At 38.4% G+C, this 23,753-nt stretch carries 23 protein-coding genes and 1 pseudogene; 2 read left to right on the top strand and 22 right to left on the bottom strand.

Translation table 11 applies throughout. The features are described from left to right. Positions 1 to 71: 71 nt before the first annotated feature. Together FYJ25_RS08030 and FYJ25_RS15025 are read right to left on the bottom strand one after the other, a co-directional pair. Positions 72 to 686: a cytidylate kinase-like family protein gene (locus FYJ25_RS08030; protein ID WP_096239622.1), complete on the bottom strand. Its 615-nt coding sequence runs from the start codon at positions 684 to 686 to the stop codon at positions 72 to 74. 145 nt (positions 687 to 831) lie between these two features. Beyond that, a complete protein-coding gene (locus FYJ25_RS15025; protein WP_334296210.1) occupies positions 832 to 1,122 on the bottom strand; it encodes a M20/M25/M40 family metallo-hydrolase in 291 nt (96 codons plus the stop codon). A gap of 226 nt (positions 1,123 to 1,348) precedes the next feature. Here FYJ25_RS15025 and FYJ25_RS08020 point away from each other — a divergent pair, with 226 nt between their 5' ends. Continuing rightward, complete coding sequence (locus tag FYJ25_RS08020; RefSeq protein WP_021907312.1) at positions 1,349 to 2,002, top strand: helix-turn-helix transcriptional regulator; 654 nt, start codon at positions 1,349 to 1,351, stop codon at positions 2,000 to 2,002. A 51-nt stretch (positions 2,003 to 2,053) separates the two neighbouring features. On the opposite strand, the pseudogene FYJ25_RS08015 reads toward FYJ25_RS08020, so the two are convergent. From FYJ25_RS08015 to FYJ25_RS07960, 12 genes and pseudogenes are all read right to left on the bottom strand, one after another. Then, a pseudogene (locus FYJ25_RS08015) lies at positions 2,054 to 2,344 on the bottom strand (solute carrier family 23 protein); the annotation flags it as partial. A 240-nt stretch (positions 2,345 to 2,584) separates the two neighbouring features. Continuing rightward, positions 2,585 to 3,508, bottom strand: coding sequence for a bifunctional riboflavin kinase/FAD synthetase (locus FYJ25_RS08010; protein ID WP_096239618.1), 924 nt, complete (start codon positions 3,506 to 3,508; stop codon positions 2,585 to 2,587). Between the two features lie 49 nt (positions 3,509 to 3,557). Then, positions 3,558 to 4,490: a tRNA pseudouridine(55) synthase TruB gene (gene truB / locus FYJ25_RS08005; RefSeq protein ID WP_096239616.1), complete on the bottom strand. Its 933-nt coding sequence runs from the start codon at positions 4,488 to 4,490 to the stop codon at positions 3,558 to 3,560. Further along, entirely contained in the window at positions 4,471 to 5,508 is a 1,038-nt protein-coding gene (locus FYJ25_RS08000) for a DHH family phosphoesterase (protein WP_242970675.1), read from the bottom strand. The genes truB and FYJ25_RS08000 overlap by 20 nt, the downstream gene beginning before the upstream one ends. Continuing rightward, the gene (gene rbfA / locus FYJ25_RS07995; protein ID WP_021907625.1) at positions 5,505 to 5,891 is read right to left on the bottom strand and encodes a 30S ribosome-binding factor RbfA; all 387 of its coding nucleotides are present in this window, start codon (positions 5,889 to 5,891) and stop codon (positions 5,505 to 5,507) included. Before rbfA ends, FYJ25_RS08000 begins: the two co-directional genes overlap by 4 nt. A 16-nt stretch (positions 5,892 to 5,907) precedes the next feature. Beyond that, entirely contained in the window at positions 5,908 to 8,388 is a 2,481-nt protein-coding gene (gene infB, locus FYJ25_RS07990; protein WP_154580996.1) for a translation initiation factor IF-2, read from the bottom strand. 3 nt (positions 8,389 to 8,391) lie between these two features. After that, a complete protein-coding gene (locus FYJ25_RS07985) occupies positions 8,392 to 8,685 on the bottom strand; it encodes a L7Ae/L30e/S12e/Gadd45 family ribosomal protein (RefSeq protein ID WP_096241561.1) in 294 nt (97 codons plus the stop codon). Between the two features lie 10 nt (positions 8,686 to 8,695). Further along, a complete protein-coding gene (gene rnpM / locus FYJ25_RS07980; protein ID WP_096239612.1) occupies positions 8,696 to 8,971 on the bottom strand; it encodes an RNase P modulator RnpM in 276 nt (91 codons plus the stop codon). A gap of 22 nt (positions 8,972 to 8,993) precedes the next feature. Then, entirely contained in the window at positions 8,994 to 10,208 is a 1,215-nt protein-coding gene (gene nusA, locus FYJ25_RS07975) for a transcription termination factor NusA (protein WP_154580995.1), read from the bottom strand. Between the two features lie 32 nt (positions 10,209 to 10,240). Next, complete coding sequence (gene rimP, locus FYJ25_RS07970) at positions 10,241 to 10,702, bottom strand: ribosome maturation factor RimP (protein ID WP_021907629.1); 462 nt, start codon at positions 10,700 to 10,702, stop codon at positions 10,241 to 10,243. 157 nt (positions 10,703 to 10,859) lie between these two features. Continuing rightward, positions 10,860 to 13,331, bottom strand: a complete 2,472-nt coding sequence (locus FYJ25_RS07965) for a coiled-coil domain-containing protein (protein ID WP_167513794.1) — start codon at positions 13,329 to 13,331, stop codon at positions 10,860 to 10,862. Positions 13,332 to 13,360: 29 nt separating this feature from the next. Then, positions 13,361 to 15,445: an efflux RND transporter permease subunit gene (locus tag FYJ25_RS07960; RefSeq protein ID WP_242970674.1), complete on the bottom strand. Its 2,085-nt coding sequence runs from the start codon at positions 15,443 to 15,445 to the stop codon at positions 13,361 to 13,363. A gap of 194 nt (positions 15,446 to 15,639) precedes the next feature. Between FYJ25_RS07960 and FYJ25_RS07955 the strand changes: the two genes are divergently transcribed. Continuing rightward, positions 15,640 to 16,251, top strand: coding sequence for a TetR/AcrR family transcriptional regulator (locus FYJ25_RS07955; protein WP_021907632.1), 612 nt, complete (start codon positions 15,640 to 15,642; stop codon positions 16,249 to 16,251). Positions 16,252 to 16,478: 227 nt separating this feature from the next. Here the strand turns inward: FYJ25_RS07955 and FYJ25_RS07950 are convergent, their stop codons facing one another. The 8 genes from FYJ25_RS07950 to FYJ25_RS07915 all read right to left on the bottom strand — a co-directional run bounded on the left by FYJ25_RS07950 (position 16,479) and on the right by FYJ25_RS07915 (position 23,566). Continuing rightward, positions 16,479 to 17,054: a 5-formyltetrahydrofolate cyclo-ligase gene (locus FYJ25_RS07950; protein ID WP_096239608.1), complete on the bottom strand. Its 576-nt coding sequence runs from the start codon at positions 17,052 to 17,054 to the stop codon at positions 16,479 to 16,481. Further along, on the bottom strand, positions 17,029 to 17,253 hold the full coding sequence (locus FYJ25_RS07945) for a DUF896 domain-containing protein (protein ID WP_021907634.1): 225 nt from the start codon (positions 17,251 to 17,253) through the stop codon (positions 17,029 to 17,031). The genes FYJ25_RS07950 and FYJ25_RS07945 overlap by 26 nt, the downstream gene beginning before the upstream one ends. Before the next feature lie 198 nt (positions 17,254 to 17,451). Beyond that, positions 17,452 to 19,143, bottom strand: coding sequence for an NAD(P)/FAD-dependent oxidoreductase (locus FYJ25_RS07940; RefSeq protein ID WP_154580993.1), 1,692 nt, complete (start codon positions 19,141 to 19,143; stop codon positions 17,452 to 17,454). Then, on the bottom strand, positions 19,140 to 20,492 hold the full coding sequence (locus FYJ25_RS07935; RefSeq protein ID WP_096239606.1) for an aminoacetone oxidase family FAD-binding enzyme: 1,353 nt from the start codon (positions 20,490 to 20,492) through the stop codon (positions 19,140 to 19,142). The genes FYJ25_RS07940 and FYJ25_RS07935 overlap by 4 nt, the downstream gene beginning before the upstream one ends. Continuing rightward, complete coding sequence (ybeY, locus tag FYJ25_RS07930; RefSeq protein ID WP_096239605.1) at positions 20,489 to 20,998, bottom strand: rRNA maturation RNase YbeY; 510 nt, start codon at positions 20,996 to 20,998, stop codon at positions 20,489 to 20,491. The genes FYJ25_RS07935 and ybeY overlap by 4 nt, the downstream gene beginning before the upstream one ends. Continuing rightward, positions 20,995 to 22,005, bottom strand: coding sequence for a PhoH family protein (locus FYJ25_RS07925; RefSeq protein WP_096239604.1), 1,011 nt, complete (start codon positions 22,003 to 22,005; stop codon positions 20,995 to 20,997). The genes ybeY and FYJ25_RS07925 overlap by 4 nt, the downstream gene beginning before the upstream one ends. 79 nt (positions 22,006 to 22,084) lie before the next feature. After that, positions 22,085 to 23,338 (bottom strand): sporulation protein YqfD, encoded by a 1,254-nt coding sequence (locus FYJ25_RS07920; RefSeq protein ID WP_154580992.1) that lies wholly within the window; start codon positions 23,336 to 23,338, stop codon positions 22,085 to 22,087. 12 nt (positions 23,339 to 23,350) lie between these two features. After that, positions 23,351 to 23,566, bottom strand: a complete 216-nt coding sequence (locus FYJ25_RS07915; RefSeq protein WP_096239602.1) for a YabP/YqfC family sporulation protein — start codon at positions 23,564 to 23,566, stop codon at positions 23,351 to 23,353. Between the last annotated feature and the right edge of the window lie 187 nt (positions 23,567 to 23,753).

Below are 23,753 nucleotides of genomic sequence, written 5' to 3'. Positions count from 1 at the left end.
GATAAAGTTAAAGAAACCCGAAAGACAAATGCTTCTGCTTAGTCTTTCGGGTTTCTGTTCTCTTTTATTTTTTACTTCTCTTTTAATGCTACTGCCTGTTTAATCAGTTCTATTGTTCCATCAATACCTAAGATACTGCTGTCAATGCAAAGATCATAACTCTTTAAATCCCCCCACTTTTTAGAAGTGTAGTAATTATAATAGCTTGCTCTCTGCTTATCTGTCTTGATAGCTACGTCCTTCACTTTCGCTTCTGGAATCTCGTACTGTTCCTGAATACGGGACTTCTTAAAGGACATTGGCGCATGAACGAAAACATTCAGCTTATTGTCATAATCTTTTAAGGCGTAATCTGCACAGCGGCCTACGATAATACATGGACCTTCGTCTGCTACCTTTTTGATTGCATCAAAGGAGGCAAGGAATACCTTCTGATTCAGAGGCATATCAAAGGATGTTGCATTATAACCTAATGCATATGGATCCATTACAAGAGAATAGAGAAAACTTGTTGTAGGCTTTTCATCAAAGTTTTCAAACATCTCTTCGCAGATACCGCTTTCTTTCGCTGCTACTTTTAAAAGTTCTTTATCATAAAATGGTATGTTGTAATATTGGGCGAGCTTCGTTCCGATTTCTTTTCCGCCACTTCCGTACTGTCTTCCTATTGTGATTATTGTGTTCATGACACCACCCCTTTTGTCGTTCTTTTCAGAAAATGCTTACGCCTGCTCTTATTATAATTAAAGAATGTCTCGGCGGTTTTGCATTTGGTTACATTATACACTAATTTTCAGACAATTTCCACAAAAACATTTTGTATATGTTTGTTTATCTCTCCCCACACAGGGACATTACCAGATAATTTATCACTTTTTCACACCTTATTATATCCCGAATTTCTACAAATTCATCTGGTTTATGTGCATATTGCAGGCTTCCTGGACCGTAGGACATACATTCTGTATTATGCAGCTTTCCTGCGATGACTGCAGTATCTGTGTAGCCGGTAAAGGCTTTGACCACAGCTTTTTGTTTTGTCTCTGCTTCTATTGCTTCTTTTAAGTTTTTAAGAAGTACGGAATCTGGATTTTTTTCGATATATGGCCGGTTTCCTGTAATATCGTAAGAAATCGTTATTCCTGGTCGCGTGTAATTACTTTTCCGTTCCCTATTAATAACATTTAGCTGTCCTCCTAAATTTTTTTTAGATTAGAAATTGAATTTATTTTTTTTAACTGATATAATGAAATACACTATTTAAATTCTTTTGATTTTGTCTGCTTTATCCTATGATAACAGACTCAAATAGTTATAAAATATTCCATTTAGAAAGGTTTTATTGATTATGAAAAAATCTCTTATTGAATTCTACACAAGACTTGCCCATGGTCTGGCTGTACAGTTCGGCTCTAACTGTGAAGTTGTTGTACATGACCTGCAGGGAAAAGACATAGAACACTCTATCATCGCCATTGAGAATGGACACGTAACTGGAAGAAGAATCGGTGACGGACCTTCTCAGATTGTTCTGGAGTCTCTTCATAATAGTAAGCAAAACTTAAAACAGGAAGATAAGCTCGCCTATCTCACGAAAACAAAAAATGGAAAAATCTTGAAATCAAGTACAATTTTTATTCGTGATGATTCTGATAAAATCATTGGAATTTTCGGAATCAATTATGACATTTCCTTAATGCTTGCTATGGAAAAAGAGCTATCTTCCTTCACTGGTACTATTGAAGAAGATACTACCAAAGAACCTATTGCTGTAAATATCGGCGATTTATTAGACGAATTAATTTCTCAGAGTGTACGGCATATCGGTAAGCCAGTTACCTTAATGACTAAGGAAGATAAGGTGCAGGTTGTCCGCCTTTTAAATGAAGCTGGTGCTTTCCTGATTACTAAATCTGGGCCAAAGGTCTGCCAGTTCTTAGGAATATCCAAATACACTCTGTATAGTTACTTAGATGAAATAAAATCGAAAAATACAATCTAATATATTTATAATCTTCCAGAATCATCATTATTGAAATTATATGATTCTGGATGACCCTAATTTAAAAATTCCCTTTGTAAAATTACTTAAAATAAGAACAACTCCAAATGTACAAAGAGCAACAACCCAATTCTTCATACTTCCGAATTCTTTTGATCCGGCTCCCCCAGCCATGTATTTTATCGCGGTTGGATAAAGAGAAAGACCAATTGTAAAAATTACAGTTCCAGTAATGACATCCGGGAATAGTTTTCTAATCTCTTTTACAAAAATTCCAAAGATGATTGCAACGATACCGCCGATAATTTCGGCACCAAGTATCGTTCCCATATCAAATTCACCACAATGATATTATAATTTCAACAAGATACTTCTGCAAATTCTTCCTCAAAAGAACCCGTAAAAATTAGATAAATAAAAAATTTTGCAATAAAAAAGAAGTCTCTGATATTTTCAGAAACTCCTTTTTTCTGTTATTCTAAAAGACATGGGTAAATTCTTATTGTTTTCCAGTAGCTTTATATGATTCTACATTTTCTCAATGCTTGTCATAACTCCGTCAAACTCTGCTTCCCTAGTATCTTACCTAATCTTTGCAACAAATTGCTTTCCAAATTCAATATCTTTAAAAAGCTGTGTCTGCAATGCTTCTACGGAAGAAAAACGGCTTTCTTTTCTGTGATAATGTAAGAGTTCTACAACCATCTTTTCTCCGTAAACATCCTTATCAAAATCAAATATATTGGTTTCGACTGTTTTTTCATTGGTGTCGTTTACGGTCGGCTTGGTTCCGATATTGGTAATGCCATAATATACTTCATCATTCCAGTGAATTTTTGAAACATATACGCCATTTGGCGGCAGTAATTTAAAGGATGGCACTTTCTGATTTATTGTTGGAACCTGTATCGTGCGTCCTAGCGCATTTCCATGAATAATCTCTCCGGAAACACTGTAGTTTCTGCCTAAAAGTGCACTGGCTTCTTCCATGTCTCCTTTTTCAAGAGATGCACGAATTCTTGTGCTGCTGATATCTTTTCCGTCTAACTGCAGTTTTTCAACAACGATAAGATGATATCCACATTCTTCTTCTAGGTTTTCTAAATCTAAAATACTGCCGGACCGGTTCTTTCCAAAATGAAAATCTGTTCCGACAACAATGACCTTTGCCCCTACTTTTTCTACAAGAACTTCCCGGATAAATCTCTCCGGAGTAAGTGCAGCAAATTCTTTTGTAAAAGGATGCTCAATCAATATATTGATTCCTCTTTTTTCAAGAATTGTTTTTCTCTCTTCTTTTGTATAGATCTGTTTATATTTTGTATCACCGGTAAGGGTTAGTCTGGTTGGACGGTCAAAAGTAAATACAACGCTTTGAAGTCCATGAAGCTCCTGTTTTTTTACTTCGTCCATTAAAAGCTGATGTCCCCGGTGAATTCCTTCAAACTTTCCAAGTGCAACTGCGGTGTTTTTAAAATGAAAGTCTGAGCTTGTTATATATTCCATTTTTCCCTCCGAAACCGCTAGTCTTTTGCGGTATGGATTTTGTGAGTATTTACAGAAACAATTTATAAGGCTTTAATACCTGGTTTTCCTGAAGCTGATAAATCCCTATAAAATTATGGTGACTGTCATATACACGTACTCTGTCACCGACTGTGTATATGTACTCCTGCTTTTCATTTGCGTTCTGTCTTTCTGCTGATGGTTCTTTTTCGTATAAATCTACAGCAATTGGATTCCCGTTATAAAGAAGTTTTTCTCCCTTTTCTTTTACAAAAACAGCTGGCAGATGTAAAAAAACTTTGTCAACTGGTATGATATGTTCTGACAGTGTATCTCTGTCCCTCATTTCTTCTACTTCTGAGAGCGTAAATCCTTCCTCAATTCTAAATGAAGAAACTCTGGTACGGATAAGACCTGCCATGCATCCTCCACATCCTGCTTTTACCCCTATATCGCGGCAAAGGCTTCGGATATACGTTCCTTTTGAACAAGTTACTTCAAAAGTAACATAAGGGAGTTCTATCTTTTTAATGTGAATAGAAGAAAGCGTAACCGGACAAGGTTTTCTTTCAATAACGATTCCCTGTCGTGCCAGCTCATAAAGCTTCTTTCCATTTACCTTTTTAGCTGAATACATGGGTGGAATCTGGTCATACGTACCCTGAAAAGAAAGTATAATGTTTTGTATTTCTTCTTCTGTGACTGTCACTTCTTTTTCCTCAAGAATCTTGCCACTGGTATCTTCAGTGTCTGTTTCTTTTCCAAGGAGAAGAACTGCCTCATAAGTTTTATCCCAGTCTCCAATAATATCACAAAGCTTGGTTGCCTTTCCAAGACACACCGGAAGTACTCCTGTCGCATCCGGATCAAGCGTCCCTGTGTGTCCGATTTTCTTCTGATGTACAATTCCGCGCAACTTTGCTACTACATCATGGGAAGTAAATCCTGCTTCTTTTTTTATATTAAGAATTCCGCTTATCATAAATTGATTCCTGCTTTTCTCCTGATTCATTTAACTGATGCTCTACCATATGTGTGATATTCATAACGATATCTCTTGGCTGTCCATGCACAGTGCAGCCGGCAGCTTTGATATGGCCACCACCACCAAAAATCTGAGCGATCGCGCTGACATCTACCGCATCATTAGAACGCATACTTACTTTGAAGTTACCATCTTCTTTCTCATAAAGAAGAATGGCACATTCAATGCCCTCTGTTACACGAAGCTGATCAATGATACCATCAAGATCACTGCTGTTAATTCCGTAAAAATCAAAATCTCTTTTACGGATAATCGAAAAGATTACTTTTCCATGTAAGAGTACAATACTTTCCATAAGTGCTCTTCCAAGTATCTGATTCTGCACATAAGATTTTTTGTAAAATGTTCGATCAATGATATCTTCTGAATGGATTCCTTTTTCAAGTAAAGCACCTGCTGTCTCCATCGTCTTTCTTGTTGTATTGGTGTGTTTGAATACACCTGTATCATGAACAATACCCATATATAAATCCTGTGCACAGGCAAGGGAAATCTTTTCCCAGTCAAACATAGAAAATAATACTTCACAAGTAGAAGAAGCATCCGGTACGATAAATTGCAGATCACCAAATCCCTGATTGGTAAAATGATGATCTACGCATATCTTGTATTTTGCTTCTTCAAAATATTTTTTAAATTCATGAAGACGTTCTGTATCGGAACAATCAAGAGAAAAAAACAGGTCATACGGTTCCGTACTTTCTTTTTTTTGAGTAATCTGATCCGCATATTTCAAAAAAGAAAACTTTTCCTGTACCGGTTCTAATAATAGTGTTACCTGTTTCTCTGGATACTGTTCCACAATATAGGTATAGAGTCCAAGACAGGAACCGATACAGTCCCCGTCCGGATTCATATGACCGGATATGGCAATTGTCTCTGCGTTCTGAATCTGAAGTTCAAACTCTTTTTTTCTTTCGGCAAATGTCATATTTTCTCTCTTGTCTGTACTCATTCTTCGGATGCCTCCTTTTCTTTTGCATGCATTGCTGCATTAATCTCATCAATCTTCTTTGACATATTTACGCCATATTCTATCGACTGATCAAGAATAAAACGAACATCCGGTGTGTTTCTTAAGTTAATACTGCGGGCTAATTCACGACGGATATAGCCATGCGCACTTCTAAGCCCCTCTAGAGTAGATTCCTGTGCTTCTTTATCACCAAGTACACTGATATAAGCTTTACAGGTCTTTAAATCCGGAGCCACCTCTACGGATACAACAGAAGTCATAGGAGCAATTCTAGGGTCCTTGATCTCTCTGGAAATAATCCGGCTTAATTCTTTTAATACCTCAGAATTAATTCGGGTATTTTTTACACTGTTTTTTCTCATATAACAGTACCTCCTGTTATCTAGGAATTTCTTCCATTACGAAAGCTTCGATCTGATCGCCCTCTTTAATATCATTATATTTTTCGAAAACGATACCACATTCGAAACCTGATTTTACTTCTTTTACGTCATCTTTGAAACGCTTCAGAGATGCCAGTTCTCCTTCATAAATAACGATACCGTCACGAACGATACGTGATTGTGCATCTTTTGTGATAGAACCGTCAAGTACGTAACATCCAGCGATTGTTCCAACTCCAGAAGCTTTGTAAATCTGACGTACTTCTACGTGACCGATTACTTTTTCTCTGTAAACAGGATCTAACATACCCTTGATCGCTGCTTCAATATCTTCAATCGCATTATAGATGACACGATATAATCTCATATCAACCTTTTCTCTTTCTGCGGCAGCCTTTGCCATCGCATCCGGACGTACATTAAACCCGATGATGATCGCATTCGATGCGGAAGCTAAGATTACGTCAGATTCATTAATGGCACCTACACCACCATGAACAACCTTGATCATAACTTCTTCGTTAGAAAGCTTCATGAGACTCTGTTTTACTGCTTCTACAGAGCCCTGTACATCGGCTTTTACAACGAGATTTAATTCTTTTACATTACCTGCCTGAATCTGATCGAACAGGTCATCAAGAGATAACTTATTCTTTGTCTCTTCAAGCATTTTTTCTCTTCCATAAGCAATAAATGCATCTGCTGTTGCTCTTGCCTCTTTTTCATTTCCATGAGCCATGAGAACTTCACCGGAGAATGGTACATCGTTAAGACCAAGAATCTCTACTGGTGTAGATGGGCCTGCTGCCTTTACACGATTACCTTTATCATCCATCATTGCACGAACACGACCAAATGCGTGGCCTACATTGATACTGTCTCCTACATGAAGAGTACCTTTCTGAATAAGGATTGTTGCTACCGGACCACGACCTTTATCAAGCTTCGCCTCGATAACAAGACCTCTTGCTCTTCTCTTTGCATTTGCCTTAAGCTCTAATACTTCGGCAGTAAGAGAAATCATCTCTAAAAGTTCATTAATTCCTTCACCTGTCTTAGCAGAAACCGGTACAAATACTGTACTTCCACCCCAGTCTTCTGCAATAAGACCATACTCTGTAAGTTCCTGTTTTACACGATCAACATTTGCGCCCTCTTTGTCAATCTTATTAACAGCAACGATAACTTCTACTTCGGCAGCCTTTGCATGGTTGATTGCCTCGATTGTCTGTGGCATAACACCATCATCTGCAGCAACAACTAAAACAGCAATATCTGTTGCCTGCGCTCCACGAAGACGCATAGAAGTAAATGCTTCATGACCAGGAGTATCTAAGAATGTAATCTTTTCTCCATTAATCTCTACTACATACGCACCGATATGCTGTGTGATTCCACCTGCTTCGCCTGCTGTAACATGTGTAGAACGAATTGCATCAAGAAGAGAAGTTTTACCATGGTCAACATGACCCATAACACAGACAACTGGTGGTCTGCCTGTTAAGTTTCTCTCATCCTCTTCTTCCTCTTTTAAGAGTTCTTCGATCACATCAACTTTTACTTCTTCTTCTGCAATACAGTTGTATTCTAAAGCAATCTCTGCTGCATCATCAAAAGAAAACTCTGTGTTGATCGTAACCATCTGTCCAGCCATGAAAAGCTTTTTAATGATAACTGATGGCTGAATCTTACAGGCATCTGCTAAATCTTTTAAAGATACTGGATCTGGCAGAGTAATATTACGGATTACATCTTCCTTTGGCTCTTCCTGTTTTGGTGGCTGTACAGGAGCCTGCTGCTGTTTCTTATTGTTCTTCTGCTTTCTCTGTCCGCCAAAATCATTATTGCGATTATTGCGGCGGTTATTCTTTCCACCACGATTTTCATTTCTGTTATTTTCTTTATTGTCGCGGCTGTGTTCACGATTAATATCATGACGGTTTTCTTTACCGTTTCTTGTTTCCTTTGCGTTAATCGGAGTATCTCCCATAGAAGACTTATTTCTTCTGTCATTACCGCCGCGGTTATTGTTTCTGTTGTCCCCACGATTATCATTACGGCCGCCACGATTATCGTTATTACGATTATTGTTTCTGTTATCTCCACGATTATCGTTACGATTTCCTCTGTTATCGTTACGGTTGCCGCGGTTATCGTTATTACGGTTATTGTTTCTGTTATCCCCGCGATTATCATTGCGGTTTCCGCGATTATCGCGGTTATTGTTTCTGTTATCTCCACGATTATCGTTACGATTTCCTCTGTTATCGTTACGGTTACCGCGGTTATCGTTATTACCTCTATTATTGCCAGATTCTTTTTTCTGGAATTCTGCTTTTAATTTTTCTACATTTTCATCTGATACCGTACTCATATGACTCTGTACTTCAACTCCCTGCTCTTTTAACTTTGTAATAATTTCCTTGCTGCTTTTATCTAATAACTTTGCTACTTCATGTACTCTCATTTTTGGCATACACTATCCCTCCATATTCAGATTTATTTTCTTAACGATCGATTTTGCAAAACCTTCATCCAAGATACAGATGGAAGCCCTGTACGCTTTACCTATCCAATGCCCTAGTTCTTCCTTTGTCGCAAATATCTCCATAGGCACTTCATAATACTTACACATGTTTCGGAACATTTTTTTCGTATTGTCAGAAGCGTCTTCTGCTACAATTACCAGACAGGCATTGCCAGATTTCACTTCTTTTTCAGTAGAAAATTCTCCACTGGCAACTTTACCAGCCTTTGCTGCAAGTCCAAGCATGGATAATACTTTACTGTTTTGTGTCAAGTTCCTTCAACTCCTCTTCTAATCGGTCATATATCTCATCAGGAATGGAAATCTTTAAAGAACGTTCCAGTCCTTTTGAACGTCTTGCTTTCTGAAGACATTCCGCACAAAAGCAAAGATAAGCACCTCTGCCATTCTGCTTTCCTTTCACATCAAGGACAACTTCATTCTCCGGCGTTTTGATTACCCGGATCATTTCCTTTTTTGTCTTCATCTCCCGACAGCCTACACACTGTCTAAGTGGTATTTTCTTTCCCATAGCTGTTCACCAGATTCCGTTCTTACTGTTCTGGTTCTTCTGGGATTTCTTCCTCGAAAGATTCCTCTTCTTCAGAACTGCTTTCTGCTGCTTCTGTCAGCTCAGATACTTCTTCTGTTTCTTCTGCAGGTGCTTCAAGATCGAAATCTTCCATCTCATCAAAATCACCAAAATCATCACCAAAGTCTAACTCTTCAGAAAGTTCTGCTGCCTGGCTCTCACTCTTAATATCAATCTTATATCCGGTCAGTTTTGCTGCAAGACGTGCATTCTGTCCTTCTTTACCGATTGCAAGAGAAAGCTGGTAATCTGGAACAACAACACGTGCGCTCTTTTCTTCCTCATCTACCTCTACGGAAATAACATTTGATGGGCTTAATGCATTCTCAATTAATACTGCCGGATCATCGTTCCATTCAATAATATCAATCTTTTCTCCGCGAAGATCACTTACGATTGCATTAACGCGGGCTCCGTTGATACCTACACATGCTCCTACAGGATCTACGTTAGGGTCATTGGATGCAACTGCAATCTTTGTACGGGAACCTGCCTCACGAGCAATACTCTTAATTTCCACTGTTCCATCATAAACTTCTGCAACTTCTTTTTCAAAAAGTCTCTTTACAAGTTCTGGATGTGTTCTGGAAACTAAAATCTTTGGTCCCTTGTTTGTATCTTTTACTTCTACGATGTAAAGTTTAATACGGTCTGTTGGTTTAAATACCTCGCCTTTTACCTGCTCTTTTTCTGTGAGAACAGCATCGGTCTTATCATCAAGACTTACACTGATATTCTTTCCATTACAGCGCTGTACTACACCTGTTACGATATCTTTTTCTTTATGTGCAAAATGTTCAAATACAACTCTTCTTTCTTCTTCTTTAATCTTCTGCACAATCACACTTCTTGCATGCTGTGCTGCGATTCTTCCAAAGTTCTTTGGAGTAACTTCGATATTTACTACATCCCCAAGTTCATAATGGAAGCGAATCATCTTTGCATCTGCTAAACTGATCTCTGTTGCAGGATCTTCTACTTCTTCTACTACAGTCTTTTCTACATATACAGAGATATCTCCTGTTTCTCTGTCCATATTTACCTTTACAACAGCGTTCTTACCAAAGTCACGATTACATGCTGCAACTAAAGAATCTTCAATCGCCTGCATGATTACTTCTTTTTCAATATGTTTCTCTTTTTGTAATTGATTTAAAGCATCAATTAATTCACTCATTTTCTCGTATCCTCCTGTTTATCTATATCTCTTTAAAACTCAATCGCAAGACGGATCATGGCAATATCCTTACGGTCTAATACTAGATCTTTTTCGTCAATTTCAATCGTAACGGTATCTTCTGTAAAGTCTTTTAAGACTCCTTCAAATTCTTTTTGTTTGTCAATGGCTTTATAAAGCTTGCACTCTACCGCCTTTCCAATACTTCTCTTGAAATCTTTCTCTTTTTTTAATGGTCTTCCAAGACCCGGAGAACTTACTTCTAAAATATATGCATCAGAGATAAAATCTTCTGCATCCAGTTTCTCTTCAAGAGCCCTGCTGATCAAAACACAGTCATCAATGTTGATACCGCCTTCTTTATCTGCATATATGCGCAGATACCAGTTCGCACCTTCTCTTACATACTCCACATCTACAAGCTCAAAATGATTCTCTTCAATAATTGGAGTTACAAGTTCTTCCGTCTTTGCAACAATCTCTGTTCTTTTCATGTTGATTCTCACCTCTTTCCCAGACATACAATAAGAGTGGGTAGCCACCCACTCTTATCATCTACAGTATACTATTCGTAGTATAACAGGTTTTTCTCTATTTATCAAGGGATTTCTTTAAATTTTACCTGTTATCTCCCGTTTTTATGCGATTTTCCTACTCATCTTCCGTTTCGATCGCATCTGTTTCAATAACAAACTTCACACTGCCTTCTGCGCCTTTTTTAATTCCACCGAAGGACTGATATCTCTTATCTGCCTTTTTCACTGCCTTAAAATGATTGATCACACTGTCAAGATCATCTCCTGCAAGATCAGAAAGCTTACTGATTCCGTCATTATTAAATGTTTTTAATCCCTCTGTAAGAGTATCACTTCCTGTTGCAAGCTTATCAATGCCAGAAGTAAGCTGACCACCTGCGGAATCTAACTTATTCATTCCGGTGGAAAGACTCTGTACGCCGATTGCTGCGGCATTCACACCCTGTGCATATGCTTTAACACCTGTTACTAACTTTTTACTTCCTTCTACAAGTTTACCTGTTCCTTTATCTACAGAATCTGCTCCGGTCGTAAGACTGTTATTATTACCTGTTAAAGTAGCTGCTCCTTTTGTCATTGTATCAAGACCATCGGAAAGGCTGCTAAGACCGGAAGTGAGATCTTTCATACCGCTTGTAAGCTTTTTATTATTTGCTGTAAGATCCTTCGCTCCACTGTTTAAGTCGCTAACACCTTTGATCAATGCTGGAATCTCACCTGCTGCATCAGATAAAGAACCGGTATTTGCCGCAAAATTCTCTAAGATAGCTGCCTGTGTCTTCATATATTTCAAAAGAGTCTCGATATCTCCAAGACTGACTTTCAGTTCACCAAGCGTAAGCTTATCTGCACTTGGAGCATCTCCTAATGCATTTTTAGCATCATCTGTCAGGCCACTGATTTCAATGCTTGATGGCTCTACACTTACACTAACTTTACTGTCGATTGCATTCTCTAATGCACTCTTCATCTCCGGTGTTAAACCATTTACATTGTCAATCGCTGACTTAGCTGCTGCTTTGGCATCTGCTGTTGCTTTACTGCTCATAGAATCTTTCTTATTAGAAATCTGTTTATTTGCCTCTTCTGTTGCCTTACTATCTACGTCTTCTAACGCTTTCTTTGCACTATTGAACTTTTCAGAAACCTTTTTATTATGTGCATCGATTTTACTATTATATACATCTACCGCTGCTGATAGCTGATTCATCTTCTCAATCGCACTCTGAAGCGTTGCCGCAGATTCCTGTAATTTCTTTGCGTCGCTTTCCAATGAAGAAGATGCACTCTTTACTGCTTTTAACTCTTCCTCACTTGGAAGCTTTAAGCTGCTCATTCCGGAAACCTTGCCATTTAACTTTGCGATTCCATTTGCAAGATCATTGGCTCCCTTTGTATAGTCTGTAATGCCTTTAGAAAGAGCACCCGCTCCCTGTTGTAACTTATCGGTTCCACCTGCTGCTGACTGCAGACCGGCATCTAAACTAGAAACTCCCTTCGTATAAGAAGAAATACCGGAATTTAATGCCTTTGTTCCTTTTTTCAGTGCCTTTAATCCTTCATTTAAGGACTCTACACCGGATTCTAACTGACTGCTTTTAGAATTTAATGTATTAAGACCGGATACAAGCTGTTTTACACCGGCATTTGCAGTAGATACACCCTTGGTATATTCTCCGGCGGAAGAAGAAAGGGTTCCCATACCTTCTGATAATGCTTCACTTCCATCGATCAGCTTATCTGTTGCATCCGTCAGCTTATCCATATTTTCTTTTAAATCATCGACATCATTCAAATCACTTGTATCGATATTTTTTAATGTTCCTGTTGTTGCCGCTGTCGCTGTCAAAGCAAGTTCAAACTTATCTGCTTTGGCAGTTACTTCTACATAATCCGGAATATCTACATCTTCTAATTTATCATAAGAAGCAAGATTCAGACTGCTCTTTAAACCAGGGAATGCCAGACCAACTACAACACTCTTATCTCCGTCACTGATTACTTTACCATTCTTAACTTCGATGTTAGAAAATACATCGGAAGAAAGAATCATTCCAGTAACCATTGTAAACGGTGTCTTTATATTGTATTTTTTCCCTTTTACTTTTACTGTTTCGTTAGAATTATTGTAATAATCAAAACGAATCTTGACTTCACCGCTCTTACCTGCCATATCTTTCGGATCCATCTTCTCGCCGTCAAGATAATAACTTACCTTCATAGTAACAGGAAGTTCCTCATTTGTTTCTCCCTGGTAATAAATATCATTACCTTTTGAATCCCAGACGATAGAACCATCTGCATTCTGGGTAAATGTCTCATCGCCTTTTACATTTTTAATATTCGTAAGATTAGAAAAATCCTCTAATGCATCACTGCTTCCATGGTTCTTTAACCAGTCACTTACTGTAATTTTGTCTACACTTCCGTCTGCATTCGCATTCACATAAACAGTTTCTGACTTATCTACTTTTGTCTCTTTCTTCTCTGCGGCACTTACCGGCATTGCAATTCCTACTGCCATCATGGCACTCATAAGAATAGCAAATGCTTTTGAAGTATGCTTTATAAATCTTTTATTTCTCATCTTCATCACTCCCTGAATTGTTGATATATTTAATTATCAATATGTTTCATTCCACCTGTCGTTTTACAGATTACCTTATCAAAAATAAGGAACATCGTTGGCAGCAAAGTTAAAACAACGATCATACTTATAACAGCACCTCTTGCTAATAACGTACAAATAGAACCGATCATATCTACCTGTGAGTAACAGGCTACACCATAGGTCGCAGCAAACAGACTCAATGCACTCGTTATAATAGAAAGCATATTTGACTTGTGTGCAATGCTGACTGCCTCTAATTTATTCTTGCCATTTCTTCGTTCCTTCAAATACCGGCTTGTATAAACAATCGCATAATCTACGGTCGCTCCAAGCTGTATTGTTCCAATAACGATGCTGGCAACAAACGGAAGACTTACACCCTGATAATAGGGCACCGCCATGTTAACCGCAATCGCAAATTCAATAATCGATACCAGGATAACCGGCAGGGATATTGATTTAAATATAATAAGAATGATAATAAAAATCGCTGCGATTGAAGCAACATTTACATTCTGAATATCAATATTGGTAACATCTTCAAGATCCTTCATCAAAGGAGCTTCTCCAATAACCATCGAAGTTTTATCGTAGGACTTCGTTATCTTATTAATCTTTGCAATCTGTTTATTTACCTGCGGTGTTGCTGATTCATACTCAGAACAGATAAAGGCAAGTTCATGATCGCCACTTTGCAGCATACTCTTTATATCCTTTGGAATCATTGATTCCGGGACAGTTGCTCCAACAAGTGAATTCATGCTGATCGTCCACTTTACACCTTTTACATTATCAATGGCATCTAACATATCCCTTTTATCTTTGGAATCCATGTTGCTGTCCATCATAATCATATGCATCGTACTCATATCAAAGTCTTCTTTTAATTTATCTGTTGCCACATTACTTGGAAGAGTCGATGGCATTGACTTTGCAATATCATAATAAATCTTTGTATTATTATTTCCATGGATTGCCGGAAGTAACATCACAAGGAATACCAGCAGCCATATCCAATGATTCTTAATAATAAAGTTTGATGCACCATCTACGCTCTTAATCAACGGTCTGTGCTTTGTCTTCTCAATCTGTTTATCAAATGCAAGAATCAGTGATGGAAGAATCGTTACACAACATACTACACCGATGATAACACCCTTTGCCATAACAATACCAAGATCTCGCCCCAGCGCAAATGTCATAAAACAAAGTGCTGCAAATCCGGCTACGGTTGTGACAGAACTTCCGACAACGGCTTTAAACGTACTGGCAATCGCATGACCCATCGCCCGGTTCTTATCTTCTGAATATTTTTCTTTATACTCCTCGTAACTATTTAGCAGGAAAATGGAATAATCCATCGTAACTCCAAGCTGCAGAACCGCAGTCAGTGCCTTTGTAATATAAGAAACCTGCCCTAAGAATACGTTACTTCCTAAGTTATACAAAATAGCAATTCCGATACTTAATAAGAAAAACACCGGAACAAGGAAAGATTCCGTAGTGAATTCCAATACAAGAAAAGATAATACTGCTGCAATTACAACATAAATTGGCAGTTCATCTAACGCTACATCTTTAATATCGTTAACAACTCCTGACATACCACTGATAAAACACTGCTTATTCGCCAGTTTCCGCATCTCAGCAACCGCATTCATCGATTCATCTGACGATGTCGTATTATCAAAAAGTACGATCATCATCGTGGCATCCCCTTTAAAAAATGCTTCTCTTAAATTCTTTGGTATCATCTGGATTGGAAGATTCAGATCTGCAATATCATCGTACCAGAGAACATCCTTTACATGATCAACTGCCTCAAACTTTCTCTCAAGCTTCTGTACATCTTTCAGTTCCATATTCTCGACAACAACCATCGAGAATGCACCCATACCATACTCATCCACCAGAATATCCTGACCTTTTACCGTCTCAAGCGTATCCGGCAGATAACTAAGTAAGTCATAATTAACCTTTGTTGTTACTGTTCCTATTAAGGAAGGTATCAGTAACAAAAATCCAATAAGCAATATAAGAAACTTATGTTTCGCAATCTGCTTACCCATCTTAATCAACAAACTTATCATCCCCTTCTTCAATCTATTTTATTTTCCTAACCAATATTATATGCAAAAAATGACCATTGGTCAACACTGAGTAACGCACAATTTTCCTCAATAAGCGAAACTGAATTTTGGTCATTTTTACGTTATTGACTTTTAGTCATTTTTGTTGCATAATGTACCCAAATACATTCAACATCGTTTAAGGTGGTATTATTATGGGAAAAGTTGAGACAAATAAAAAACAAAAGAATACAACATTATTGCAGACCTCTTTTGAACTGTTTACCGAAAAGGGTTTTACTAAAACAACCATTTCCGACATCGTAAACCGGGCAGGTCTTGCAAAGGGAACTTTCTATTTATATTTTAAAGATAAATATGATTTAAGAGACCGGCTTGTAACATATAAAACAAGCCAACTTTTTGGGAATGCGCATACGGCTTTAATAGAACAGAATATTCAGGGTTTTGAAAACCAGATGTTTTTCGTCATTGATCATATCATAGACCGATTAGAAAAGGAACCGAAGCTTCTTCAGTTCATCTCTAAGAATCTTTCCTGGGGAATCTTTAAAAATGCTTTTGAGAAGACTGTCCCGGAAAATTCTCGACAGTTTTATGATTACTATCAGGATATGCTGACACAGAATCATATCTCCTGCGAGAATCAGGAATTAATGCTTTTTACAATCTTAGAGCTGGTAGGTTCTACCTGCTATAGTTGCATTTTATATCAGCAGCCAGTATCCATGGAAGAATATCTTCCTTATTTACATCAGACAATCCGGCAGATATTTATAACCTTCACAAAGCCGATGGCTGATTAGTTGGGAGTAATTTGGGGATGAGAGACTTCTGATTTCAACCTCAAATCTTTCCCATGCACTATTTAATTTAAAAATCTAGCCAAAGACAGCCCTCGAAGAGAAAAGCGCCTCTATATTTGTGGCCTCGGAGCAAGGTTTGGATGCGAGCGCATAAGCGAACATCCAAACCGCCGCGACTAAAGTCACAAATATAGAGGCGCTTCTCTCTTCGGGGGCGTCTGTTTTGCCTAATAAATTAAATAGTCCATCCTCCTATCATGGGATTCGGACGGTACTTTTTCTACGATTTGAAAGTCATACCCCAATGCCGCTGTTATAATCTCCTCATGGGATGCGAGATATTTATCATAAAATCCACCGCCGTATCCAAGACGATTTCCGTTTTTATCAAAGGCAAGTCCTGGGACAAGCATAAAGCCTGGAGTTGTGATTCTGTCTTTTTCTTCTCCTGTTGGCTCAAGGATACCAAATGCTCCGGGAACACAGTCAGATAGCGCAGTGATTTCATAAAAATGCATAATTTCTCCTTGTACTTTTGGAACGGCAACATGCTTTCCATGAGAAAGACACCAGCTAATAATGTCTGCGGTTTCTAATTCATTCCGGCAGGCGATATAGGCATATATCCTGTCTGCATTCATAAATTCCGGCAGTTCTTTTAATTTTGACAGGCAGTTTGCTGCGGCATGTTTTTTTTCTTCATCTGTCAATGCATTTCGTCTTGCTTTCATATCACACCGCAGATTCTTTTTTAATTCTAAAGCTTCTTCTGGCATTTTAGTTTTTATCCAGCTTCTTTCCATATTTCTCACCAAGATTTTCGATACTTCCGTCTTTATTCTGAATGTCAATTCGGTTCAAAGAACCACGCAAGTTTTTGCGGATGGCAGTAAGGTAAGCTTTGCGGAGTTTTTTCTGCTCTGCTTCTTCTGCTTTGGTAAGTCCCACAGATTTGGATTTATGGTATAATTCATTAATTCTGTCGATATCGACGTTATTCATAATGTCCCTCCTCGTATACTAAGTGGCTTTTAATAATTATCAATAACCACTTACTTTGCTTAAATTCTAAGGCTTTTCCAGCCAGAATTCGTAGTAGTATTTTATCCGTTGTATTATACACAATGGTCCTACGTTTGTAAACACAGAAATATCTTTGTTAGTAGATGCAATCAATCTTTGTCTTGCTGCTGGCTGTACTTAATTCTGTGTGAGAATCTTCTCTGCAATGGCTTCCGCAGTTTTAATACCATCCATTGCTGCAGAAGTGATTCCTCCGGCATAACCTGCTCCTTCTCCACATGGGAAAAATCCTTTGATATTACTTTCAAACTTCTTATTTCTTTCCATGCGAAGCGGGGAAGATGTTCTTGTTTCTACACCTGAAAAAACGGCATCTTCTGCATCATACCCCTTTATTTTACGTCCAAAAGCCTTCATCCCTTCCAAAAGAGATTCACAAACGTAATCCGGAAGGCACTCATGAAGATTTGCAAACTGCCAATCTCCCTTTATTGATGGGGTGACTGTTCCGATCTTTGTGGATACCTGTTTTTTCATGAAATCTCCAAAAAGCTGTACCGGAATCTTTCCATTACCGATTTTATAAGCAAGTTTCTCATACTTACGTTGAAATTCCAACCCTGCTAATGGACTGTCAGAAGAAAAATCTTCTGGTGTTACTGTTGTAATCAATGCCGTATTTGAATTACGTCCTGCCCGGTCATGATAACTCATCCCATTAACGCAAAGCCGTCCTTTTTCTGAAGAAGAATTTACAACATATCCTCCTGGACACATACAAAAAGAATAGATTCCCCGGCCCGTACTTTCACACTGATGTGTAAGCTTGTAGCTCGCTGTCGGAAGTTCTTCCGGATACTCTTTTCCATACTGGCTTTCATTAATAAGATGCGCCGGATGTTCCACACGGACTCCAATGGCAAATGCTTTCGGAGTCATGAAGAGCTTCTTTTCATGAAGCATATAAAAAGTATCTCTTGCACTGTGACCGATTGCAAAAATAACATTGCGGCAAGGGTATTTTGTACGAACACTGTCTTTCTCGATAAGAAGTCCTTTGATCTGGCTGTTCTGCCTGCCAGCAGTTATTTCCTGTTCATGGACTTTCCCTGCCTCATCTTCTTTTATGCCGGCAATATCCTCACACAATATATCACAAACCTTTGTCCGAAAATGAACTTCCCCACCCAGACTTTCGATTTCTTTTCGAATTGATGCCACCACATCTTTTAAAATATCTGTTCCTATATGCGGTTTAGCTTCATAAAGAATATCCTTCGGTGCGCCATGTTTCACAAATTCCTTCAGAACAAAATGATTTCGCCCAAATTTATCTTTAACTAATGTATTAAGCTTTCCATCAGAAAAGGTTCCTGCACCACCCTCTCCAAACTGTACATTCGATTCCTCATCCAGTTCCCCCGTCTCAAAAAAATGTTCCACAACTTCAGATCGGGTCTCCACACAATCCCCACGTTCAAAAACAACAGGGGCAAATCCAGCCCTCGCAAGAACTAACGCAGCAAAAAGTCCGGCTGGTCCCATTCCTACAATCACTGGTCGTTCTTCCAGTTTTTCTTCTTTGAAAGACATTCCTGCTTCTTTACTATTACTATATGGAAAGGTATAGTTTGAAACAGATGGTTTTGTCCATTTACTTTTTTTGGCTGAAAGAAGTTTCTTTTCATTTTCAAACTCTGCATCAATTGTATACACATAAAAAAGCTGTGGCTTCTTTCTTGCATCCACAGATTTTCTTACAATCTGCCAGGAGACAGGTCTTTTCCCATGCGCCTGATGAATAATCTCTTCAAAAAGTTGTTCCCTGGTATGTCCCACCTTTAATTTCAACTGTGAAATTCGTATCATCTTCTTCGGTTCCTTTCTGAAATACCATCGTTTTCTTCCATCGTATGCCGGTCATCCTTAAAAAGCTCTTGATTTCTCTTGACAATCGCTCTTCCTGCTACTGTACCACTCGAAAATGCCCATTGAAGATTATAGCCTCCGCAAGTTCCATCAACGTCTGCTACTTCTCCTGCAAAAAATAGTCCAGGCTGCAAAACGGACTCTAACGTATCTGTTAATTCATCAAGGCAGACTCCGCCTCTCGTTACCTGTGCCTTTTCATAACTTGCATATCCGTTAATTCGCAATGAAAAATGAGCAACTGCTTTTACAAGATTCTCCCAATCTTGTTTTTTCATTCTGCCCGTCGTTTGTCCTTCTTCTACCTTTGCCTCTCTTAAAATAATTGGACAAAGCTTCGCTGGAAACAGTCCCTTTAAAAAAGATAACATACTTTTCTTTTTATTATTTTGTGCAAGACTTAAAAACAGGTTTCCTTTTTCTTCTGAAGAAAGCTCTGGCATAAAGTCAAAAGATAATGAAACCTTTTTATTTTCTTCTAACGCTGTAATAGCAAAGCGGCTCAACTGAAAAATTGCCACTCCTGAAATTCCGTAGTCGGTCCATTGAAGTTCCCCGATTTCATGTCGGACTGCATTGCCATTGATTTCTAATGTGATCGCTGCCTGATTACGTACTCCACTCACTTTTTTTAAAAACGGAGCAGATGACTTTAATGCAGTAAGTGCCGGAAGCGGTCTTATTATCCTGTGTCCAAATTGCTTTGCAAATGTATAGCCGCTGCCATCACATCCAAACTTTGGTCCGGCAAGTCCACCGGTTGTAATAAGAAGGCTCTTGCAAACATAGTATTTTTCTTTTTTATGTTGTACATTTTCTTCGGAAAGCAAATGTACCCCGATATAAAACAGACCTTCTTTTTCAGAAACTGTACGAACTTCCGCTTCAGGAACAAAAGTAACTCCCGTTCCGGACAGTACACCTGCTTCAAAGGCTTCCCTCACGCTTGCCGCCTGTTCACTATACGGATAAACATACCCATTCTTATCCTTTGTATAAATTCCAAGACTTTGGAACAATTCCATTGCTTCTCTTTGCCCAAACACAGACAGTACTTTCTGCGCTCTTCCGGGACAATCACTCCGATAATATTCTTCTTTTTGTGAAAAGTTAGTAAGATTGCACTTTCCATTACCTGTAACAAGAATCTTTCTGCCCATCTGACTCTGCTTATCAATCAGAAGAACTTTCTGTCCCTGATTTTTACAGGCAATCGCCGCTGCCATACCGGCTGCTCCTGCACCAACAATAATCGTATCCCATATCCTATGCTTTTTTGTATGTTTCAAGATTCCATCTCCCGAATATATCCACAACTCTTAAGAATCTCTTCCTGCTTTCTTTCCATTACTATACGTTCTTCCTCTACCATATGATCGTATCCCATTAGATGAAGCATACTGTGCGCAACTAAAAATGCCAGCTCCCTTGTATTAGAGTGCCCATAAGCCTTCGCCTGTTCTTTTACTTTATCCATGGAAATAATGATATCGCCAAGCATCAATTCCCCTGTTTCTGGATGAAAAGCATCCGGATCTCTTTCTTCTATATCAGAGAAATCTCCCGGCACCGGATAGTCTGCCATTGGAAAAGAAAGAACATCCGTCGGACGGTCAATCTGGCGATGTTCCCTGTTGATCTGATGAATCTCCTCATTATCTGTCAAAAGTACATATACCTGCACTTCATACGGACATTTCTCATAATCTAATGCAGCTTCGATTACATTTTTAATAACGGTCTCATAATCCGGCAAAACCACTTCCGGATATACATTTTCTATTTCAAATGTCATTTTTTCTCCTGCTTTCCTGTTGTTCTCTGCTTTCTCTTTTGTCTTGCTTCTTTCTTTTTGTCATACTCATCGTATGCGGTAACAATTTTCTGAACAAGCGGGTGACGCACAACATCTTTGCTTGTCAGATTACATACACCAATTTCATCAATATTCTTAAGCACATGAAGTGCATCATCAAGACCTGAACGAGTACCTGACGGCAAGTCTTTCTGCGTAAGGTCGCCGGTAATAATTGCCTTTGATCCAAAACCAATACGGGTGAGAAACATCTTCATCTGTGCCGGTGTCGTATTCTGCGCTTCATCTAACACAACAAATGCATTATCTAACGTTCTTCCTCTCATATAAGCAAGAGGTGCCACTTCTATTAATCCCTTTTCCATGTTTTTAGCAAAAGTATCCGCACCCATAATTTCGTAAAGCGCATCGTAAAGAGGCCGTAAGTACGGATCCACTTTACTTTGAAGGTCACCCGGAAGAAATCCCAATTTCTCCCCGGCTTCAATCGCCGGACGAGTCAGAATAATACGATTCACTTCATTCGCCTTAAATGCTGTAATTGCCTTTGCCATCGCAAGATATGTCTTTCCGGTTCCCGCAGGTCCTACACCAAATACAATCATCTTATTGGTAATCATATCCACATATTTCTTCTGTCCCATCGTTTTTGGCTTAATCGGTTTCCCCATGATCGTATGACAGATCACATCACTATCTAACTGGGTAACCGCAGATTCCTCATTCGTCATGGAAAGAGAAAGTGTATAATTAATATTCTGCTCTGTAATATCATTCCCTCTCTGCGATAATAAAAGGAGCTGCTCTATTACATGTTTTGCTCTATCGCAATCCTTCTCTCCTCCAATTAACTTCAACTTGTCATCTCTAAAAATAATCGTTACATGCAATGTCTTCTCTATCTTTTTCATGTTTGCATCAAACTGACCAAAAACATTACTTGCATGTTCCGCTGGAAAAGGGAATTCCTGTTCTGCTATACTCATTCTTTGTCTGATTTTCCTTTCTTGTCAATATATTTTCAAAATCCCACTATATGATTTGTAATTGAACTTACTGCCAAAATTATCTGTTTAAAACAACAGGCTCTTGTTTTATATCCTTTTCCCCATTTAATGTTGAGGAAATCTCCTGAACTTTACCTACACGTTCTTTTATCTTGATAATTCCCTTTGCAGTACACTCATTTTTATCACTGTCTATTCTAACATTATTTTTCAGGATTACCACCCCTTTTCTCTCATATTCTTTCAAAAAGAGAAAAAGACGCTTCCTTGCCTCCTTTTTTGCCTGGGACACACTATAACTCTCTTTTGAAATCTGACACTGCGCCTTTGTTATAACAAAAAGAGAAACCGGCAGATAAAACTGCGGTCCGATATGCAGCAAAATTTCTCTGGACTGTTCATCATACTCTGCATATGCTGTTTTACGTTCCGGCATTTTAATCGTATAACCATTTATCAAAAAGCGATAACTTTTTTCTGTCTTTCCAGTATAATTTTTTTTATAATAAATTAATGGAAAATGATCTTCATATTTTATTTTTGAAATCGCATAAACATCTCCCTGCGCCCTTACTAAGGTCTCCTCTGCGATTTCTCCCGCATCATCTCTTATCTCTACAACCCCTGAAATAAGCACATCCCCCGGCTTTACTTTATCGCCCTTTTTCACCTTTGCACTTCCGCTTCTTATAAGTATACTGGCAATCTTTCCTTTCTTTGAAGCAATAAGATTACATGGTGATTCCTGCATTTCTCCCTCCTTTTGATCACGTTTATCTAAAGTTTCCTTCACTCTGACTCTTAACAGTGTTCCCTTTCTTTCACAAGACACCCATGCTATATCTTCAAAATCCTTTCGAATCTGCTCCTCTAATCGTGCACACGAAAACCCTGAAATCTTTGTCCCACTATGAACTCCTTTTTTCTCAAGATAATCAAGAAGCTCTTCCTCTGAGTGTCCATAACTTCCTGTCACCTGCACCTGCCATATAAAACAGGACATGACAATAAAAATAGCTGTACAAAACAAAAGTGCCAACACAAAACACTTTCTTTTTTTATATCTGCAGAACAAATACGGGATTCCTTTTTTCTGTATACACCGGAACGTACTCCCCGTTTTTTCTGATATTTCCTGAAGTTCTTTATATCCCCCTCTGCTTATGTAAAAAATATAATGCTTTCCCTCTTTTTTAATATTCCACAAAAGAATCTGCTTTGCTGCGCAGAGATTTAAAAAACGTTCCTGATTCATCCCACTTAAAACAACCCGGCAATATCCCGACAGAAAATGAAATAACGAAAAGAGCATCTTCTTCTCCCTTCAAAAATGAATTGAATGAATATGACCTGTAATCTTCATATCAACATCGGTAAAATATTCAATTAAAAGACCTTCCCCCTCAATAATCATCTTACATTTATAGCAGTTCAACACAATCTTTTTATCACTGAAATCACCCAGACTTCCATAATTTTCTATACTGATTTCTTTGGCTCCATTTACCGAACAGACAAAAGAACTCTTCCTTTCCAGCATAAAATCACACCATGTATTTTTTATATCCCTATGAGAAAGAAGAAAAAAATAGAACTCCTGATTTGTAGATTTGGTGTAGACGAAAAAAGAAAAACTACCCTATCCCATCTGCTCTGTAGTCGCATCTGGGATAGGGTAGTTTTTCTTTTTTCTGACTACTCTAAATCTACAGTTGGTGAGAATGGGG

The sequence above is a fragment of the Anaerobutyricum soehngenii genome, from assembly GCF_009697165.1.
GTDB classification, from domain to species: domain Bacteria; phylum Bacillota; class Clostridia; order Lachnospirales; family Lachnospiraceae; genus Anaerobutyricum; species Anaerobutyricum soehngenii.
The sequence above is the reverse complement of the archived record's forward strand: the minus strand, read 5'-3'. Positions and strand labels throughout refer to the sequence as shown.

Excerpts from the sequence above, each read along its gene's own strand:
- FYJ25_RS08030 (WP_096239622.1), bottom strand. The coding sequence starts at position 686 with ATGAACACAATAATCACAATAGGAAGACAGTACGGAAGTGGCGGAAAA.
- FYJ25_RS08020 (WP_021907312.1), top strand. The coding sequence starts at position 1,349 with ATGAAAAAATCTCTTATTGAATTCTACACAAGACTTGCCCATGGTCTG.
- FYJ25_RS08010 (WP_096239618.1), bottom strand. The coding sequence starts at position 3,508 with ATGGAATATATAACAAGCTCAGACTTTCATTTTAAAAACACCGCAGTT.
- truB (WP_096239616.1), bottom strand. The coding sequence starts at position 4,490 with ATGATAAGCGGAATTCTTAATATAAAAAAAGAAGCAGGATTTACTTCC.
- FYJ25_RS08000 (WP_242970675.1), bottom strand. The coding sequence starts at position 5,508 with ATGAGTACAGACAAGAGAGAAAATATGACATTTGCCGAAAGAAAAAAA.
- rbfA (WP_021907625.1), bottom strand. The coding sequence starts at position 5,891 with ATGAGAAAAAACAGTGTAAAAAATACCCGAATTAATTCTGAGGTATTA.
- infB (WP_154580996.1), bottom strand. The coding sequence starts at position 8,388 with ATGCCAAAAATGAGAGTACATGAAGTAGCAAAGTTATTAGATAAAAGC.
- FYJ25_RS07985 (WP_096241561.1), bottom strand. The coding sequence starts at position 8,685 with ATGCTTGGACTTGCAGCAAAGGCTGGTAAAGTTGCCAGTGGAGAATTT.
- rnpM (WP_096239612.1), bottom strand. The coding sequence starts at position 8,971 with ATGGGAAAGAAAATACCACTTAGACAGTGTGTAGGCTGTCGGGAGATG.
- nusA (WP_154580995.1), bottom strand. The coding sequence starts at position 10,208 with ATGAGTGAATTAATTGATGCTTTAAATCAATTACAAAAAGAGAAACAT.
- rimP (WP_021907629.1), bottom strand. The coding sequence starts at position 10,702 with ATGAAAAGAACAGAGATTGTTGCAAAGACGGAAGAACTTGTAACTCCA.
- FYJ25_RS07965 (WP_167513794.1), bottom strand. The coding sequence starts at position 13,331 with ATGAGAAATAAAAGATTTATAAAGCATACTTCAAAAGCATTTGCTATT.
- FYJ25_RS07960 (WP_242970674.1), bottom strand. The coding sequence starts at position 15,445 with ATGATAAGTTTGTTGATTAAGATGGGTAAGCAGATTGCGAAACATAAG.
- FYJ25_RS07955 (WP_021907632.1), top strand. The coding sequence starts at position 15,640 with ATGGGAAAAGTTGAGACAAATAAAAAACAAAAGAATACAACATTATTG.
- FYJ25_RS07950 (WP_096239608.1), bottom strand. The coding sequence starts at position 17,054 with ATGGAAAGAAGCTGGATAAAAACTAAAATGCCAGAAGAAGCTTTAGAA.
- FYJ25_RS07945 (WP_021907634.1), bottom strand. The coding sequence starts at position 17,253 with ATGAATAACGTCGATATCGACAGAATTAATGAATTATACCATAAATCC.
- FYJ25_RS07940 (WP_154580993.1), bottom strand. The coding sequence starts at position 19,143 with ATGATACGAATTTCACAGTTGAAATTAAAGGTGGGACATACCAGGGAA.
- ybeY (WP_096239605.1), bottom strand. The coding sequence starts at position 20,998 with ATGACATTTGAAATAGAAAATGTATATCCGGAAGTGGTTTTGCCGGAT.
- FYJ25_RS07925 (WP_096239604.1), bottom strand. The coding sequence starts at position 22,005 with ATGAGTATAGCAGAACAGGAATTCCCTTTTCCAGCGGAACATGCAAGT.
- FYJ25_RS07920 (WP_154580992.1), bottom strand. The coding sequence starts at position 23,338 with ATGCTCTTTTCGTTATTTCATTTTCTGTCGGGATATTGCCGGGTTGTT.
- FYJ25_RS07915 (WP_096239602.1), bottom strand. The coding sequence starts at position 23,566 with ATGCTGGAAAGGAAGAGTTCTTTTGTCTGTTCGGTAAATGGAGCCAAA.